Source organism: Algoriphagus iocasae, assembly GCF_014206875.1.
GTDB lineage: Bacteria > Bacteroidota > Bacteroidia > Cytophagales > Cyclobacteriaceae > Algoriphagus > Algoriphagus iocasae.
This window is the reverse complement of record NZ_JACIJO010000003.1, coordinates 930,576-944,557: the sequence shown is the minus strand read 5'-3', so window position 1 is coordinate 944,557 and position 13,982 is coordinate 930,576. Positions and strand designations below refer to the sequence as shown.

The following is a 13,982-nucleotide window of genomic DNA, read 5'->3' as shown; positions in this document are numbered from 1 at the left end:
TACCAAATTCCTATGCGTAAAAACAATCAATATTATACCCGAAGGATTCATCGTTTCCTTGGCGTGTTTATTGGGATCCAATTCTTCTTTTGGACCCTGAGTGGTTTGTATTTCAGCTGGACCGATATAGATGAAATCCATGGAGATCACTTTCACTCAGAACACATGATGCATCAATCGGTGAATGATTTGATTGAGCCTAGCAAATTGGATTCTACCTTACAGATCTCCACCATGGAGCTAAGGTTTGTCAACCATCAGCCTTATTATTGGATAAACTCTAAGCAGCTCTATAACGCCCAAACTGGTGAGCTCAAACCTGAAATTACTGAAGAAGAAGCCAAGGAAATTGCTCAAACCTATATCAAGGGAGATTTAGGAATCAAATCAGTAGAATATCTAACTGAAACTGGATCGCACCATGAATTCCGAGGTAGCCCCTTACCAGCCTATGCTATCCATTTTGACCAAGCTGAAAACCTTGTTGCTTATATCGATGCGAAAAGCGGTGCCTTTCAAAAAGTAAGACATAGAAGCTGGAGATGGTTTGATTTCCTCTGGATGTTCCATACCATGGATTATGCCGGTCGAGATGATTTCAACAACCTCCTTTTGAGAGCATTTTCATTATTCGGGATGGCAACAATCGCATCAGGCTTTACCCTCTTTTTTATGACGATGAAAAAGAAAAGAAAAAACTATAAATAAAAATTAAGTTAAACATGAGGATTCTAACTAAAACCCTGTTATTTACATTATCTTTCAGTTTGGCCTTTGCCTGTAAGCAAAACAACCAAAATGAAAAAACTGAGGAGACTCTTCTGGTACAAAATGAACAAATGGAACTTAGCTCTATACCATCTGCTACGGTTTCTTTTGAGAATAAAAATGTCTCTGCTATCGTAAAGTCTTATTTAGCTTTAAAAGATGCTTTGGTAGAAACTGATGGAGAAAAAGCAAAAAGTGCAGCCAGTGAGTTGGTTTCAATTCTTGCAAGTTCCAACCTAGAAGGAATTTCAGAATTGGAAACTGAAGCAAAGAAAATTGCAGAAACGACTGACGCGGAAGTTCAGAGAACATCCTTCGATGTAGTTTCTAATCAAATGGTACAATTGGTAAAAAGCTCAGTTTTGACTGAAGGCAAACTTTATAAACAATATTGCCCCATGGCAAAAAACAATGAAGGTGCCATTTGGTTAAGTACTTCTAGCGAAATAAGAAATCCATATTTTGGCGATAAAATGCTGAAATGCGGATCAGTTGAAGAGGAAATCTAATTTCTAGTTTAATTTGCTTAACGCTCGGCCCCGGAGAAATCTGGGGCTTCTTTTTTTACAAAGAAAAACGAACACCCAAAAACCCTCTGATGCCTTGATTTGGGGCAAAAACATAAGTAGGGTCAAAAGTCAAAGCGTTTGGATTTTCAGGAGTTGGCAGGACAGTGCCGTCAGGATTAAAAACCACTTGCTTATCAAAAGGATCAAAAGATCTGGCAATACTGTTTGCTGGAGGAGTGAAATTCAATAGATTTTTTACACCTCCATAAACTTCCCATCGGTCTCCAAGCTCCTTTGTCAATTGAATATTTTGGATACTCCACCATGGAGAATAGGCATCTCGATCATCCAACTCTCCTAAAAGTGGCAATCTCATAGGACTATAAACATTGCCTGTATAATCGATTGTTAAATCCCAATCTGCAATTTCATAACCTATTGACCAAACTCCAGAAAACCGCTCTGTGAGTAGCTGACGGGTTTTAATTCCTTCCTCTTCTTGCGATACATCCATCAAAGTGGCACCTGCTGTGATAGTCAATCCATTTGCCCAAGCAATATCGACGTTAGTAGAAATCCCTTTTGAAACAGCAGAACCATCCAAATTAGCATAGATGATTTGGTTGGAGTTAGTCTCATAGTCAGGGATGATTCTATTCGTGAAGTACGTGTAAAATGCAGTGGCATCAACTCCTACAAAAGTGCCTTTATCGGAATAAAATTTCTTGACCAAATTGATGTTTGTATTCCAGCTTTGCTCTGGCTTTAACTCCTCCGCAAAAACTACTTCACGAGCCCCTGTCAATGCAGCATGATCTTCTGTAAAGACATTAGCTACTCTAAAACCATTGCCTAAAGAAGCTCTCAAAACCATGGATTTATCCTGGGATGAAATCTTAAAGTTTACCCTTGGAGAAAAAATAGATCCATGAACAGAATTGTAATCGTATCGGAGTCCTAATAATAAACTCTGGGTTTCTTTGAATTTGATTTCATCCTGAACAAACGCACCCGGAAGATGGATTTTAGAAGGTTGATTAAATCTACCGTCTTCAGTAGCGGTTACCGGGGTATTATCATCATAGAATGTGTAGCGATACGCTAAACCTGTCAACAAATTATGCTTTGAAAAATTCTCCGTCCAAGTCAACTGACCAAAGCCAATGTATTGGTCTGCTATATAAACAGTCGTTCCGTAAACTGAATTTTGATGATGACCATTGGCAGAAAACATAAAATTCAAGGATTCTGAAGTTGGCAACTGATACGTCCCAAAAGTCTCCCATCGACTGGTATAAATACTTTCACCATAAACCTCATCTCCTCCTCTAAAACTCTTATCCCAATTCATTTGACCTCCCCATCTGTCTTCATACACGTACCTTCCAGCTACATTGAAAACTCGGTTTTCAGGTCTCTCCACATTGATTTTTTGAAAAAGTGAAATCCTTTTGGATAATGTCAAATCAGTGAATCCATCCTGATTGTTGTCTATAGGATTATCATAATAAAACCCATTGATACCAGTTAGAGCCTGGACTTTCGATCCAAGATTGCTTCGAAAACCTAAATCAAGATTTACTTCCCCCCAGCCTGTTCCAAAAGCATCCACAGAAAGTGCAGGAGCAGAAATAGGATTTTTGGTAATGACATTAATCAATCCTCCAACCGCTTCAGAACCATACAATGTTGAAGCAGGACCTTTCACCACTTCCATCCTATTGATAAGCGATTGTGGGATTCCTGTCAAACCATAAACCGTGGCCAAACCGGAAACAATCGGCATTCCATCTATCAAAATCATGGTATATGGTCCTTCTAGACCATTGATATGGATGTCACCGGTATTACAAACGTTGCAGTTAATTTGGGGACGGACGCCATTGACATTTTGAAGAGATTCAAAAACGGAAGGAGTTGGATTAGCCCTGAAGAAATTGGCTGAATAAACCTCTACAGGAACAGGGCTTTCAAGCTTTGAAACTTCCTGCATGGTGCCACTGACTACCACTTCATCTAAACCTGAGTCCATATTTTCCAATTCAAAAATCAAGTTTTCAGCTTCCTTGGAAGGAACAGAAATGGATTTAGTCACAGTACGAAACCCAATTCTGGAAATCTGAATCTGATAACTACCAGCTGTTTTGGCATCTATTCGGAATACTCCACCTGCATCAGTAACTGCTCCTATGCTTGTGCCTTTCAAAAGAACATTGGCAAATTCCAGTGGCTCACCTTCGGCAAATACTTTTCCGCTTAAGAAGATTCCTTGCGAAAATGAATCTACATAAACACCTGAAATAAAAAGAAATAGAAGTATTGTCCGAAGCATCAATAAAAGCCTAATTTTTGTTTTAGATATTCAAAAGTAAAAAGTTAGAACTATCTAACAAAATTGTTTTCTAAATATTTTATTTAATATTTGAAGACTAAATCATTAAACATGGCTTCCCAGACAGAAGAAAATTATTTGAAGTCTCTTTTCAACATGGCAAATGAGGCTGGAGAGGTGAATATTTCTGAATTGGCCCAACAGATGCAGGTCAGCATGCCCACCGTCAATAGCATGGTAAAAACGCTGCAAAAAAATGGTTGGTTGATATATGAAAAGTATAAACCGGTCATTTTAACCTCAGAAGGAAAGAAAGAAGCGGCCTTGGTTATTAGGAAACATCGATTAACCGAAATGTTTTTGGTTAATAAAATGGGATTCGGATGGGAAGAAGTCCATGAAATTGCTGAGCAAATTGAACATATTCATGCGCCCAAGTTTTTTGAAAGAATGGATGAAATGATGGGACATCCGACCGTGGACCCTCATGGCTCTCCTATTCCGGATAAACTGGGCAGAATCCAGGAAGTAAATTATTCCACGCTTTCCCAATGCAAAACCGGCCAGTTGGTAGTTTTGGCAGCATTAACAAACTCATCCACGGAGTTTTTGGAATTTTTGAACAGTAGAGAGTTAAATTTAGGAAAGGAACTGAAGATCCTTTCTAAAGAATCCTACGACCAAAGCATGGTAGTAAGCTTTAAGGACCATGCTTCTGAAACATTAAGCGAAAAAGTCTGTGACAGATTATTGGTTAGAGTCGTGGGTTGAGAAAAGAACCTTAAAAATCGAATTCAAATATGACCACTTTCATTTTATTTCTTTTAGGCTTTTTAATTGGAGTTTTCATCCTTCAAAAGGTTTTTAGAAAGAAGGGGAATTAGGTCCCTCTACCCTTTCCAACCCCGATTTGCCTTTTTCTCAGAGTGAAGCTTTTTAGCTTTCAATCGTTTTTCAATCGCACCTTTTCCAGGTTTGGTAGCCTTTCGGCTTTTTCTTTTTTCTAATCCTTTTCGGATCAATTCATAAAACTTCTTGATCGCAATTTCTTTGTTCTGCAATTGAGATCGTTTTTCCTGAGATTGGATCTGAAGTATTCCTGAATCAGTAATTTTTGATTTCAACTTCTCTTTCAGTGTGTTTTTCTCTTCCTCTGTGAGCACCTGTGAAGCTTCCAGATCAAAGTTTATCTGCACTTTGGTCTCAACTTTATTTACATGCTGACCTCCAGCTCCTCCCGAGCGGGCCGTCTGAAAACTTAATTCAGGTAAAAAAGCTCCTGATTCTATTCTTTTTAATATTGAAGTTGACATGAAAATTTACATCCTACATTTAATTAACCAAGTTATCAGCTTTCATTCAAATGAAATAATTACCAGCTATATACTCATTTGCTGAAAAAGTCCTTTTTAAAAGCAAAATTTCAGAAAAGTGCTAATTTGTTTTCCAATAAGTTATCTCTCCCTAGCAAAACCCCAAAATTTCCATGAAAAACAGAAGAGAATTTTTAATTAAATCTGCATTAGGTGCTGCTGGATTAGTAGCAGCTCCAGCTTGGCTTCAAGGTGCTCCATCCATTCTCAAATCTTATAACAAGCCTAACTCCTTAATCAATGGCGTTCAGGTTGGTTGCATTACCTATTCTTTCCGATCGATGCCAGATCAAAGTGCTGAAGCGACTTTGAAATACGTCACTGACTCAGGCTTGAGCGCGATCGAACTGATGGGAGATCCTGCAGAAAGCTTTGCAGGAATGCCTGCTTCACCTGTGAACCGAATGAGAATGTTTCAGCTCATGGGCAAACAAAGGCAAGGAACTGAACTCACAAGTGATGAAAAGTCTGAGTTGGCCGAAATGAGAGCAGCAGGAGAAGCTTATGGCAAAGAAGTGGCAGAATGGAGAGCAAAGGTGGACATGAAGAAATTTGAAGACCTTCGTAAAATGTATAAAGCAGCTGGAGTAAGTATCTATGCTTTCAAGCCGAATGCTTTTGGCAAGAACAATTCCGATGCTGAGATCAATTATGGTATGAAAGCCGCAAAAGCTCTAGGCGCTTCTCATGTGACTTTAGAACATCCATCTGATGATGCACATACTCTGAAATTGGGTAAAATGGCAGAAAAGAATGGGATTTCAGTCGGTTATCACGGCCATGAGCAGGAAACTTTTACCTTCTGGGATACGGCGATTGCACAAAGTCCTAAAAACGGTTTAAATCTAGATGCAGGACATTACATAGCTGCAGGAAATACCGATTTGATTCCGTTGATTGAAAAGCAACATGCTCATATTTTAAGCATGCACACCAAAGACCGCCAGACACCTGCAAATGGAAAAGGCAATTTGGCTTGGGGCACTGGAGACACGCCTATTCCTGATTTATTAAAATTGATACAAAAGAATAAATACAAATTCCCTGCAACGATCGAATTGGAATATCAGATTCCAGAAGGATCGGATGCCGTGAAAGAGGTTCAAAAATGTGTTGAGTTTTGTGAGAAAGCACTTTCCTGAAATCTCAACTCTCATCCATAAAAAAAACCGCAGCTTTCACTGCGGTTTTTTAATTTGGTTGTGTTTGGCAATCGATTATTTAGCAAACATGGTAAACATCCACATTCTTTTTTCAAGATCGCCTACAAAAGCTGTCAACATATCTTCAGTCGCAATATCACCAGCTTCACCGGCTTCTTCAGCCACTTTTCTATGGGATTGTGCCAATACTCCTAGTCCATCGATTACGTGCTTCACACAGTCGTCACCGTTACTTACATCGGTAATTTCTTTGTGAATACTATTTTTCAAGTAATCAGAATATGCATGAAGTGGCTTGAATCCAATTGTTACAATTCTTTCCGCCAGATCATCGATGTTCTGGTATAGCTTGGTATATAATTCTTCAAACTTCACATGTAAATCGAAGAAATTCTCACCTTTTACATTCCAGTGAAAACCTCTTACATTTTGATAAAAAACATGGTAATCTGAAAGTAGATCATTCATGTTACCAGCCAAGCTTTTCATGGCTTTATCATCCAATTTCAAGTGATTTGCGAGTGTTGCTTTATTAGTAGTCATTGTATTAGTGTTAGTTAAGTTATCCATGCCATATATAGTGCAAGCAGGAAGCCAACATATGGCTATCCTTAGATTTATCGTTAAAAAGCTTTAGTTCACAAGGAATATTTGGTTTAAGACATGTAGACCAAAATCATATTTTGAACTCGAAAATCACCTCACATTTGGGTCGTGTTTTTGACAGAAAAGAATTCCCCAACCTGTTGATTAGTCTGCACAAAAAAATAGCTCTCGGATTAGGAGAGCTATTTTCTATGAGTGTTGAAACTTGTTATAGATCGTACTGTTTCATTTTATTGAAGAGTGTTTTTCTATCAATTCCCAATTGCTTTGCAGCTTTTGTTCTATTGTATTTTACTTCCTCTAAAACCTTTCTCAAGACTTCCGCTTCTGCTTCGGCTGCAGCATCTTTTAGATTTACCGGAGCTTTGGAAGTTGAATGGGAGACTCCATTACTTTCAGATCCTGAATCCGTAAAGTTGAATTTTCTTGCATAAACAACTTCTGGAGGTAATGCAGAAACTGTCATTTTTTCTCCATCCGTCAGCAAAGTTGCTCTTCTAATGACATTTCTCATTTCACGAAGGTTTCCAGGCCAAACATATTCTTGGAATACCTGCATTACTTCCTCATCAAACTCTTCTACATCTTTGTTTAATTCTTCATTTGAGAGACTTAAAAAATGATTTGCAAATGCTTCAATATCATCCTTTCTATCTCTCAATGGTGGTACAGTAATGCTAAATTCATTAAATCTAAAATATAGATCCTCTCTGAATTTATTTTCCTGGACTGATTTTCTAAGGTCTTCATTTGAAGCCACGATAATTCTGACATCAATTGCTTTATCCTTAGTTCCTCCAATTCTTCTTAGTTTTCTTTCCTGAACCAATCTCAAAAGTCCAACCTGAACCTCATAGGATAGGTTAGCGATCTCATCCAGGAAAATTGTACCCCCATCAGCTAATTCAAATTGTCCAGGCTTTTCGGAATGTGCTCCGGTAAAGGATCCTTTTTCATGACCCCAAAGCTCACTTCCTGCCAGTTCTTTGGTCAAAGCACCACAATCTACGGCAATGAATGGCTTTCCGGCCCGTTCACTCTGATCATGGATCAAGCGGGCGATATTTTCTTTACCTGCCCCGCTTTCACCATAAATCACGACACTTAGGTTGGTTGGTGCTACGAGCTTAACTTCTTTATATAGTTTTTTGGATTCTTTACCTGTTCCTTTAAGGAATTTCGAATTGGAATCTGATTCCTGACTTTTCTTCTTCGCCTTTGCATCTGGCTTTTCAAAAGTGACAGATTGTACTTTGGATTCTTTCTGAACAGCCAATGCACGCTCAATCAAACTGATAATTTCATCTGGAATCAAAGGCTTTGTCACATAATCAAATGCTCCTTTTTTGATTACCTCTACAGCGATTTTAACATCCGCATAACCGGTAATAATTGCAACATGCGTTCCTGGTGATATGATTCTAACTTTCGCCAACACATCCCTTCCTTCCATATCACGCAATTTGAAATCGCAAAAAATCAGGTCATAATAAGTGTTTTTTACCATGTCAAGTCCAGTTTTACCTGAGATGGTGGTTTCGACATCGTAGCCTTTTTTTGTTAAAAAACGCTCCAGCAATTGGCAAATGTCAATATTGTCATCGATTACAAGAATCTTTGCCATGGGATAAGATTAATTGGTTGATATTTGTTTTTGAATCAGCTGATCAAGTACCGCAAGATTAAATGGCTTGCTCAAGAAATGGATTGCTCCAGAACTTAGAGCTTCATCCCTTGCTTCTTGATGGTCAAATGCGCTCATCATGATCACTTGAAGTGAATCAAAGTCATGAGACCATTTTTTTAATTCTTTCAGACCATTTCCATCAGGTAAATTAACATCAAGGAAAATCAGATTAGGGCTTCTTTCGTCCACCAATCTTCTTCCTTCAGTTAATGTTCCTGCAGAAAATACTTTAAAACCTTTTCTAGAGAGAAATCGAGATAAAAGTGCTCTGATTTCTAATTCATCATCCACTACAAGGATCACTTTATTCTTCATCACAGATCGTCTTTTGGAATTGTTTTCAGAGTACTCAACTCAAATTTATTCTAGTTAATTTATTTTTTGGGCTTACTACAGAGTAAATATGAAAAGGTACAATCATCAATTGTACCTTTTCAAGTTTGAAATCATTATTTGATTTTCTCCTGTGTTGTCTCTTTTGCAGTTTGCAATGCAGTTTTAGTTGCATTCAAGCCCTCTTGACCTGCTGATAGAAGTCTGGATTTCAAATCTCCGGCTATTCCTTGCAAATCACTCAAAAGGCTATTTAACTTTTCTTTTTGAGGCTCATATTGATCTTTATTTTTGTAAAGATAAACACCTACTGCGGCTCCGGTGATTAATCCACCTAACCATAAACTTGTATTTAATGCTTGCTTACTCATAATGCGTTTTAATAATCAATTGTTTAAAATCTATTTATTGTTTAAGAAAAAATCTATCTCTTAAATTCAATTGCATGAAATCTGAGAAAGATTCTTATATAGCGAGCCTAGACTCCTCGCCCACTGATCAATCTAAACAGAACAGCGATTACAGCCAATACTAATAGCACGTGAATCAATCCTGTAGCACTGTAGGCAAATACTCCGATTAGCCATCCGATCAGAAGAATTACTGCGATAAAATATAATAGAGAACTCATGGTGTTTGTGGTTTTGGTTTAAGTTTTATTTGTCAACTTAATTTCAATGTGCATGCCCTTATGCCAAAAAATTCAAAAAACCGTCTTAATTTGACAAAAAAGCATGTTTTGAGCATCCCCAACTACATTAAACAACCGGAAATCCATCGAATATGAGAAATAAATTCCCCAATTCTGGGAATTCCCAGTTATTTGAAAACAGCAACTCCTCAATGAATCGAATTAAGCTTTACGCCGTTATCTCATTAATCTTAATTATTGTAGGTAGCGGAATCTCCTATTGGACTTCGGAGAGGATTGGGTTTTATACCACTGCTTTGATGGAAACCCAGGATATTTTACAAAGAACCAGCGAGCTTTATGCAAGTATCCTTGAAAGAGAAACCAATATAAGAGGGTATGCATTAACAGCCGATTCAAAATTCCTTACAAATTATCAACAGTCACTTTTAGATGCTGAGTCGCTTTTAAATAAGCTGAAGGACCTCACAAAGAATAATCCTGAGCAACAGAAAAATCTCGATGAACTAGAAGAGCTTATTAATTATCGAGTGGAAACTTTTAAGATCACCATTGAATACGTGGAAGAACATGGAGATTTGGTAGGATTCGTCAATCCTTCCAGAGTTAGAAATGCCCTTAGCGGATACAGGACTATTAAAGAAGTGGTCAAAAATATCGAGTCGGAAGAAAACAGACTCTTTGTAGAAAAAAACAGATCCTTATTAAATAATATCAATGCACTGCCATTTATTGTGGGATTGATTTCCTTATTCTCTATTTCAGTAGGCTTTGTCACTTTATTGTCCATCTTTCATTACAACAAAGTCCAGAAAATTGCCTCTAATAGGATCAAAAACTATCAAGATCAACTCCGCGAGCAATTATATCAATTAGACGATTCTAATAAAGAACTGGAGCAGTTTGCTTATGTGGCGTCTCACGATTTACAAGAACCACTAAGAAAAATCACTGCTTTTTCAGATTTACTTAAAGAGCAATATTCAGAAATACTGGAAGGTGAAGGTGCATTATACCTCGATAGGATTACTGTAGCTTCTAATAGGATGAGAAGGTTGATCACAGACTTATTGGAATACAGCAGAGCAGGAAGAATTACATCGGAAGAGGAGAAAGAAGTGGATTTAAATCAGATTGCAGAGAATGTGTTAGATGATCTGGAAATTGCCGTTCATGAAAAAAAGGCAATTATTGAAATTAAGGAGCTACCAACTGTGTTAGGTAAGGAAACAGAGTACAGACAGGTATTTCAAAACCTTATTTCTAATGCCCTGAAATTTTCAAAACCAAATGAAATTCCTCAAGTTAAAGTCACTTGTAGGGAGGCTACTAAAAATGAAGTGGATAATCTTAAACAATTAGATCCAGATTTAGATTACCACAAAATTGAAGTTGAAGACAATGGAATTGGTTTTGATTCAAATTACGCCGATAAAATATTTGCTATCTTCCAAAGACTTCATGGTAAGGAAGCTTACGAAGGAACAGGAATTGGATTATCGATCACGAAAAAGATAATTGAAAAAAATGACGGAACAATCTATGCCATCAGTGAGCCAGGTCAAGGCTCTAAATTCATTATCCTATTACCAGTCATCAAAACATTAGAATAAGTTATATCTGGTAAGGAATTTGAAAGTATCTTGATTCATTATTTTCATCAATTTCTGATATTTCATAAAAGAATGACTTTTACGCCCTTAAATAATATTTATGCTTGTGAAAAAACCCATTAACATTCTTATCGCAGAAGACGATGAAGATGACAAGCTACTGATCATCAAGGCCTTTCAGAGAACTCTTCCTAAAGAAAACGTGATCTGTGTGGCTGATGGAGAAGCATTGCTCCAATACCTGAACAGGATTGCTCCTTTTGACCAAGTGGAAAGTTATCCTTTACCTGATATCATTTTATTGGATTTAAATATGCCAAGAAAAGATGGACGAACTGCCCTGGCGGAAATCAAAAGTCATGATAATTTTAAAAAGATTCCTGTCATCATCTTTACTACTTCAAATCATAAAGATGACATAGAAGTCACCTATAAAATGGGATCAAACAGTTACATCACCAAGCCAGGTTCTTTTGAGGGTCTTGTGAAAGTAGCCAAGGAAATTGAAAATTATTGGTCAAAAACGGTCATGCTACCGGTTTAATTTTTAGCAAATATGAGTTCAGAGATAATTCGAATTTTATATGTCGATGATGATCCGGATGATTTAATATTATTCTCCTCAATTCTTAAAAAGATAAAGGAGCCTATTTATAAGGTCGAACATGCTGCTTCTTACGAAGAAGCACTAGAAAAAGCACACGATCACTTTGATGTTTTTTTGGTGGATTACAAGCTTGGAAAAGAAACCGGGCTAGAGCTGATCCAAGAAATCAAAAAGAAGCAAAAACATGCTCCTGTGATTATGCTGACTGGCATGAATACAGGAACTATAGATAGAGAAGCACTTCAGATTGGAGCCTCTGATTATTTGATCAAGGGTGAATTTGATTCTAGAACACTAGACAGAACTCTCCGATATGCTATCCGGGATTCCCAGCTGATGGAATCTCTCGATAAAGCGGCAGTTAAGTTCAGATCTATTTTTGAAAGAGCGGCAGATCCATTCTTATTAATGGATGGAAGCAGTAAAATCCTTGAAGCAAATCCGATTTTTACCAAGAAATTTAAGATTGAGCCTCATTCAGAAAATTCCGGTTTAGGATACTTTTTCAGCGACTTAATAGTCGACGATATTTCCAGAATGATCTTAATGGAGGTCTTGTCCAAGAAATCTGAACTCTATGATTTTGAAGCAGAACTTAAAATCGGAGAAGAGACCTACATCAATGCCCTAATCAGCATCGTCAAGCAGGATGCAAACCTTTTTCAAGTTTTGATCAAGGATTTAACGGCGATGAAAGCGAAGGAAGAAGAGGAATTGAATTTGAAAAAATTCTCTTCGACAGGCAGAATTGCAAGGCTTTTGGCCCATGAAGTAAAAAACCCTTTGACCACCATAGTACTTTCGGCTGACCAACTTCAAATGGAATTGCCTGAGAATATTCTTCAGGAAAGCGGGGATCTGATTGAGGTTATTCAAAGAAACTGTAATAGAATCAACCAATTAGTTACTCAGCTTCTCGAAAGCACTCGATTTACCGAGTTGGATATTGCCAATCATTCTATCAATGAATTATTGGATGAAGCACTTGAACATGTAAAAGACAGAATCGAAATCAAGGGTTTTGACATCATCAAAGATTACCAGACAGAAATCTGCAATATTGATGTAGATGCTGAAAAAGTAAAAATTGCCTTAATCAATTTAATTGTTAATGCCGTGGAAGCAATGCCAGAAAACGGCGGAAAGCTTTATCTCAAAACCTATATCAAAAGCAAGCAATGCCGAATTGAAATCAAAGACAACGGTGTTGGGATTCCTAAAGAAAATCTAGAAAGGCTTTTCGAACCATTTTTCACAAGCAAGTCAAGTGGTTCTGGATTAGGTCTCACTAATACTCAAAATATTATTTTGAGTCACGGAGGCTCCATCCGGGTCAAAAGTGAAGAGAATAATGGCACTACATTTTTGATCAGCTTTAACCTTAGCTCATAAGTAATTATGCATCAGTTTCAGGGGCGGTTAGAAAATTTTGATTTTAATCATTGGAGTTTTCATGTAGCTGTCCCTGAAAGCATTTCTTCAAAGTACATTCAGGAAAACACCAGAAGGGTTCTCGTGACTATTAATTCCCATGGACCTTGGCATATGGCCTTGTTTAAAGGCAAAAATTACTGGTACATCTTGGTAAATCAGGAAATCCGAACAAAACTAAATCTCCAAAGTGACGATATTCTAAACATCACTTTGGAAAAAGATGAGAGTGAGTTTGGGCATGAGTTGCCGGAAGAATTTCAGGTATTAATGGATCAGGATGAAGAAGGAAATGCCTATTTCAGAGCATTGACTCCAGGCAAGCAAAGAAGTCTGGTTTATCTGGTCACAAAAGTCAAAAACTCTGAAAGTCGAATGAAAAAATCCCTGGCAATCATGCATCATTTAAGACTTTCGAAAGGTAAGCTTGACTTTAAACAGTTGAATGAAATGATTAAATATTATAACAACTTGTAAGAGGCTGTTAACAGAAGTAAGAAAACTTTCGTCATGGCAAAAACTATAAAATATGTCCATGAAAACTTCTTACATCTATCTTTTATTCTTTTCAATAATACTTTCATTTTCTTCCTGTCAGGACAAGGACGATCAAGAAGCCGATTTTAGTAAAATCCGAGAAATTGCCTACAATTATTTAGACGATATTTCAAAGGAGACAATCATTGGAGATTGGCGAAAAGCAACCGTAAGAAAAATGGGGAATGGAAATTACGAAGTCCTTTTCAACACCTCACAAGACGCTCTATTAGGTCCAATTTTACTCGAAATTGATGGTGAAACAAGGGAAGTAATTAAAGTCTATCCTAGAAATTAACAATTAAAAAAGAGAGCTGAAAAGCTCTCTTTTTTAATTAATTCTCCTTCACCTCAAATTTCTTCTTCCTCGC

At 37.3% G+C, this 13,982-nt stretch carries 16 protein-coding genes; 9 read left to right on the top strand and 7 right to left on the bottom strand.

Annotated features, from left to right (window positions below; translation table 11 throughout):
- The first annotated feature begins 12 nt into the window (after positions 1–12).
- Together FHS59_RS18200 and FHS59_RS18195 are read left to right on the top strand one after the other, a co-directional pair.
- Entirely contained in the window at positions 13–708 is a 696-nt protein-coding gene (locus tag FHS59_RS18200) for a PepSY domain-containing protein (RefSeq protein ID WP_184496792.1), read from the top strand.
- Positions 709–722: 14 nt separating this feature from the next.
- A complete protein-coding gene (locus FHS59_RS18195) occupies positions 723–1,277 on the top strand; it encodes a DUF3347 domain-containing protein (RefSeq protein ID WP_184496791.1) in 555 nt (184 codons plus the stop codon).
- A gap of 55 nt (positions 1,278–1,332) precedes the next feature.
- Here FHS59_RS18195 and FHS59_RS18190 read toward each other — a convergent pair whose 3' ends face one another.
- On the bottom strand, positions 1,333–3,609 hold the full coding sequence (locus FHS59_RS18190; protein WP_184496790.1) for a TonB-dependent receptor: 2,277 nt from the start codon (positions 3,607–3,609) through the stop codon (positions 1,333–1,335).
- A gap of 111 nt (positions 3,610–3,720) precedes the next feature.
- Here FHS59_RS18190 and FHS59_RS18185 point away from each other — a divergent pair, with 111 nt between their 5' ends.
- Positions 3,721–4,380: a metal-dependent transcriptional regulator gene (locus FHS59_RS18185; protein ID WP_184496789.1), complete on the top strand. Its 660-nt coding sequence runs from the start codon at positions 3,721–3,723 to the stop codon at positions 4,378–4,380.
- A 119-nt stretch (positions 4,381–4,499) separates the two neighbouring features.
- Here the strand turns inward: FHS59_RS18185 and arfB are convergent, their stop codons facing one another.
- The gene (arfB, locus tag FHS59_RS18180; RefSeq protein WP_184496788.1) at positions 4,500–4,922 is read right to left on the bottom strand and encodes an alternative ribosome rescue aminoacyl-tRNA hydrolase ArfB; all 423 of its coding nucleotides are present in this window, start codon (positions 4,920–4,922) and stop codon (positions 4,500–4,502) included.
- A gap of 173 nt (positions 4,923–5,095) precedes the next feature.
- On the opposite strand from arfB, the gene FHS59_RS18175 reads away from it, so the two are divergent.
- Positions 5,096–6,124: a sugar phosphate isomerase/epimerase family protein gene (locus FHS59_RS18175; protein ID WP_184496787.1), complete on the top strand. Its 1,029-nt coding sequence runs from the start codon at positions 5,096–5,098 to the stop codon at positions 6,122–6,124.
- Between the two features lie 75 nt (positions 6,125–6,199).
- On the opposite strand, the gene FHS59_RS18170 is transcribed toward FHS59_RS18175, so the two are convergent.
- The 5 genes from FHS59_RS18170 to FHS59_RS18150 form a co-directional block, all read right to left on the bottom strand.
- Positions 6,200–6,688, bottom strand: a complete 489-nt coding sequence (locus FHS59_RS18170) for a Dps family protein (RefSeq protein ID WP_184496786.1) — start codon at positions 6,686–6,688, stop codon at positions 6,200–6,202.
- A gap of 271 nt (positions 6,689–6,959) precedes the next feature.
- Complete coding sequence (locus tag FHS59_RS18165; protein WP_184496785.1) at positions 6,960–8,375, bottom strand: sigma-54-dependent transcriptional regulator; 1,416 nt, start codon at positions 8,373–8,375, stop codon at positions 6,960–6,962.
- Positions 8,376–8,384: 9 nt separating this feature from the next.
- Positions 8,385–8,753 carry a response regulator gene (locus FHS59_RS18160; protein ID WP_184496784.1) on the bottom strand — a complete coding sequence of 123 codons (369 nt, stop codon included), beginning with the start codon at positions 8,751–8,753 and terminating at the stop codon, positions 8,385–8,387.
- 134 nt (positions 8,754–8,887) lie between these two features.
- A complete protein-coding gene (locus FHS59_RS18155; RefSeq protein WP_184496783.1) occupies positions 8,888–9,142 on the bottom strand; it encodes a hypothetical protein in 255 nt (84 codons plus the stop codon).
- A gap of 107 nt (positions 9,143–9,249) precedes the next feature.
- Positions 9,250–9,402, bottom strand: coding sequence for a lmo0937 family membrane protein (locus FHS59_RS18150; protein ID WP_184496782.1), 153 nt, complete (start codon positions 9,400–9,402; stop codon positions 9,250–9,252).
- A gap of 152 nt (positions 9,403–9,554) precedes the next feature.
- Between FHS59_RS18150 and FHS59_RS18145 the strand changes: the two genes are divergently transcribed.
- The 5 genes from FHS59_RS18145 (at position 9,555) to FHS59_RS18125 (ending at position 13,909) form a co-directional block, all read left to right on the top strand.
- Entirely contained in the window at positions 9,555–11,036 is a 1,482-nt protein-coding gene (locus FHS59_RS18145; RefSeq protein ID WP_184496781.1) for a sensor histidine kinase, read from the top strand.
- Between the two features lie 100 nt (positions 11,037–11,136).
- Positions 11,137–11,580 carry a response regulator gene (locus tag FHS59_RS18140; protein ID WP_184496780.1) on the top strand — a complete coding sequence of 148 codons (444 nt, stop codon included), beginning with the start codon at positions 11,137–11,139 and terminating at the stop codon, positions 11,578–11,580.
- Between the two features lie 12 nt (positions 11,581–11,592).
- Entirely contained in the window at positions 11,593–13,035 is a 1,443-nt protein-coding gene (locus FHS59_RS18135; protein WP_184496779.1) for a hybrid sensor histidine kinase/response regulator, read from the top strand.
- A gap of 6 nt (positions 13,036–13,041) precedes the next feature.
- Complete coding sequence (locus tag FHS59_RS18130; protein ID WP_184496778.1) at positions 13,042–13,551, top strand: YdeI/OmpD-associated family protein; 510 nt, start codon at positions 13,042–13,044, stop codon at positions 13,549–13,551.
- A gap of 58 nt (positions 13,552–13,609) precedes the next feature.
- A complete protein-coding gene (locus FHS59_RS18125) occupies positions 13,610–13,909 on the top strand; it encodes a hypothetical protein (protein WP_184496777.1) in 300 nt (99 codons plus the stop codon).
- Positions 13,910–13,982: the final 73 nt, after the last annotated feature.

Excerpts from the sequence above, each read along its gene's own strand:
- FHS59_RS18130 (WP_184496778.1), top strand. The coding sequence starts at position 13,042 with ATGCATCAGTTTCAGGGGCGGTTAGAAAATTTTGATTTTAATCATTGG.
- FHS59_RS18200 (WP_184496792.1), top strand. The coding sequence starts at position 13 with ATGCGTAAAAACAATCAATATTATACCCGAAGGATTCATCGTTTCCTT.
- FHS59_RS18195 (WP_184496791.1), top strand. The coding sequence starts at position 723 with ATGAGGATTCTAACTAAAACCCTGTTATTTACATTATCTTTCAGTTTG.
- FHS59_RS18155 (WP_184496783.1), bottom strand. The coding sequence starts at position 9,142 with ATGAGTAAGCAAGCATTAAATACAAGTTTATGGTTAGGTGGATTAATC.
- FHS59_RS18135 (WP_184496779.1), top strand. The coding sequence starts at position 11,593 with ATGAGTTCAGAGATAATTCGAATTTTATATGTCGATGATGATCCGGAT.
- FHS59_RS18175 (WP_184496787.1), top strand. The coding sequence starts at position 5,096 with ATGAAAAACAGAAGAGAATTTTTAATTAAATCTGCATTAGGTGCTGCT.
- FHS59_RS18185 (WP_184496789.1), top strand. The coding sequence starts at position 3,721 with ATGGCTTCCCAGACAGAAGAAAATTATTTGAAGTCTCTTTTCAACATG.
- FHS59_RS18165 (WP_184496785.1), bottom strand. The coding sequence starts at position 8,375 with ATGGCAAAGATTCTTGTAATCGATGACAATATTGACATTTGCCAATTG.
- FHS59_RS18170 (WP_184496786.1), bottom strand. The coding sequence starts at position 6,688 with ATGACTACTAATAAAGCAACACTCGCAAATCACTTGAAATTGGATGAT.
- FHS59_RS18150 (WP_184496782.1), bottom strand. The coding sequence starts at position 9,402 with ATGAGTTCTCTATTATATTTTATCGCAGTAATTCTTCTGATCGGATGG.
- FHS59_RS18145 (WP_184496781.1), top strand. The coding sequence starts at position 9,555 with ATGAGAAATAAATTCCCCAATTCTGGGAATTCCCAGTTATTTGAAAAC.
- FHS59_RS18125 (WP_184496777.1), top strand. The coding sequence starts at position 13,610 with ATGAAAACTTCTTACATCTATCTTTTATTCTTTTCAATAATACTTTCA.
- arfB (WP_184496788.1), bottom strand. The coding sequence starts at position 4,922 with ATGTCAACTTCAATATTAAAAAGAATAGAATCAGGAGCTTTTTTACCT.
- FHS59_RS18140 (WP_184496780.1), top strand. The coding sequence starts at position 11,137 with ATGCTTGTGAAAAAACCCATTAACATTCTTATCGCAGAAGACGATGAA.
- FHS59_RS18160 (WP_184496784.1), bottom strand. The coding sequence starts at position 8,753 with ATGAAGAATAAAGTGATCCTTGTAGTGGATGATGAATTAGAAATCAGA.
- FHS59_RS18190 (WP_184496790.1), bottom strand. The coding sequence starts at position 3,609 with ATGCTTCGGACAATACTTCTATTTCTTTTTATTTCAGGTGTTTATGTA.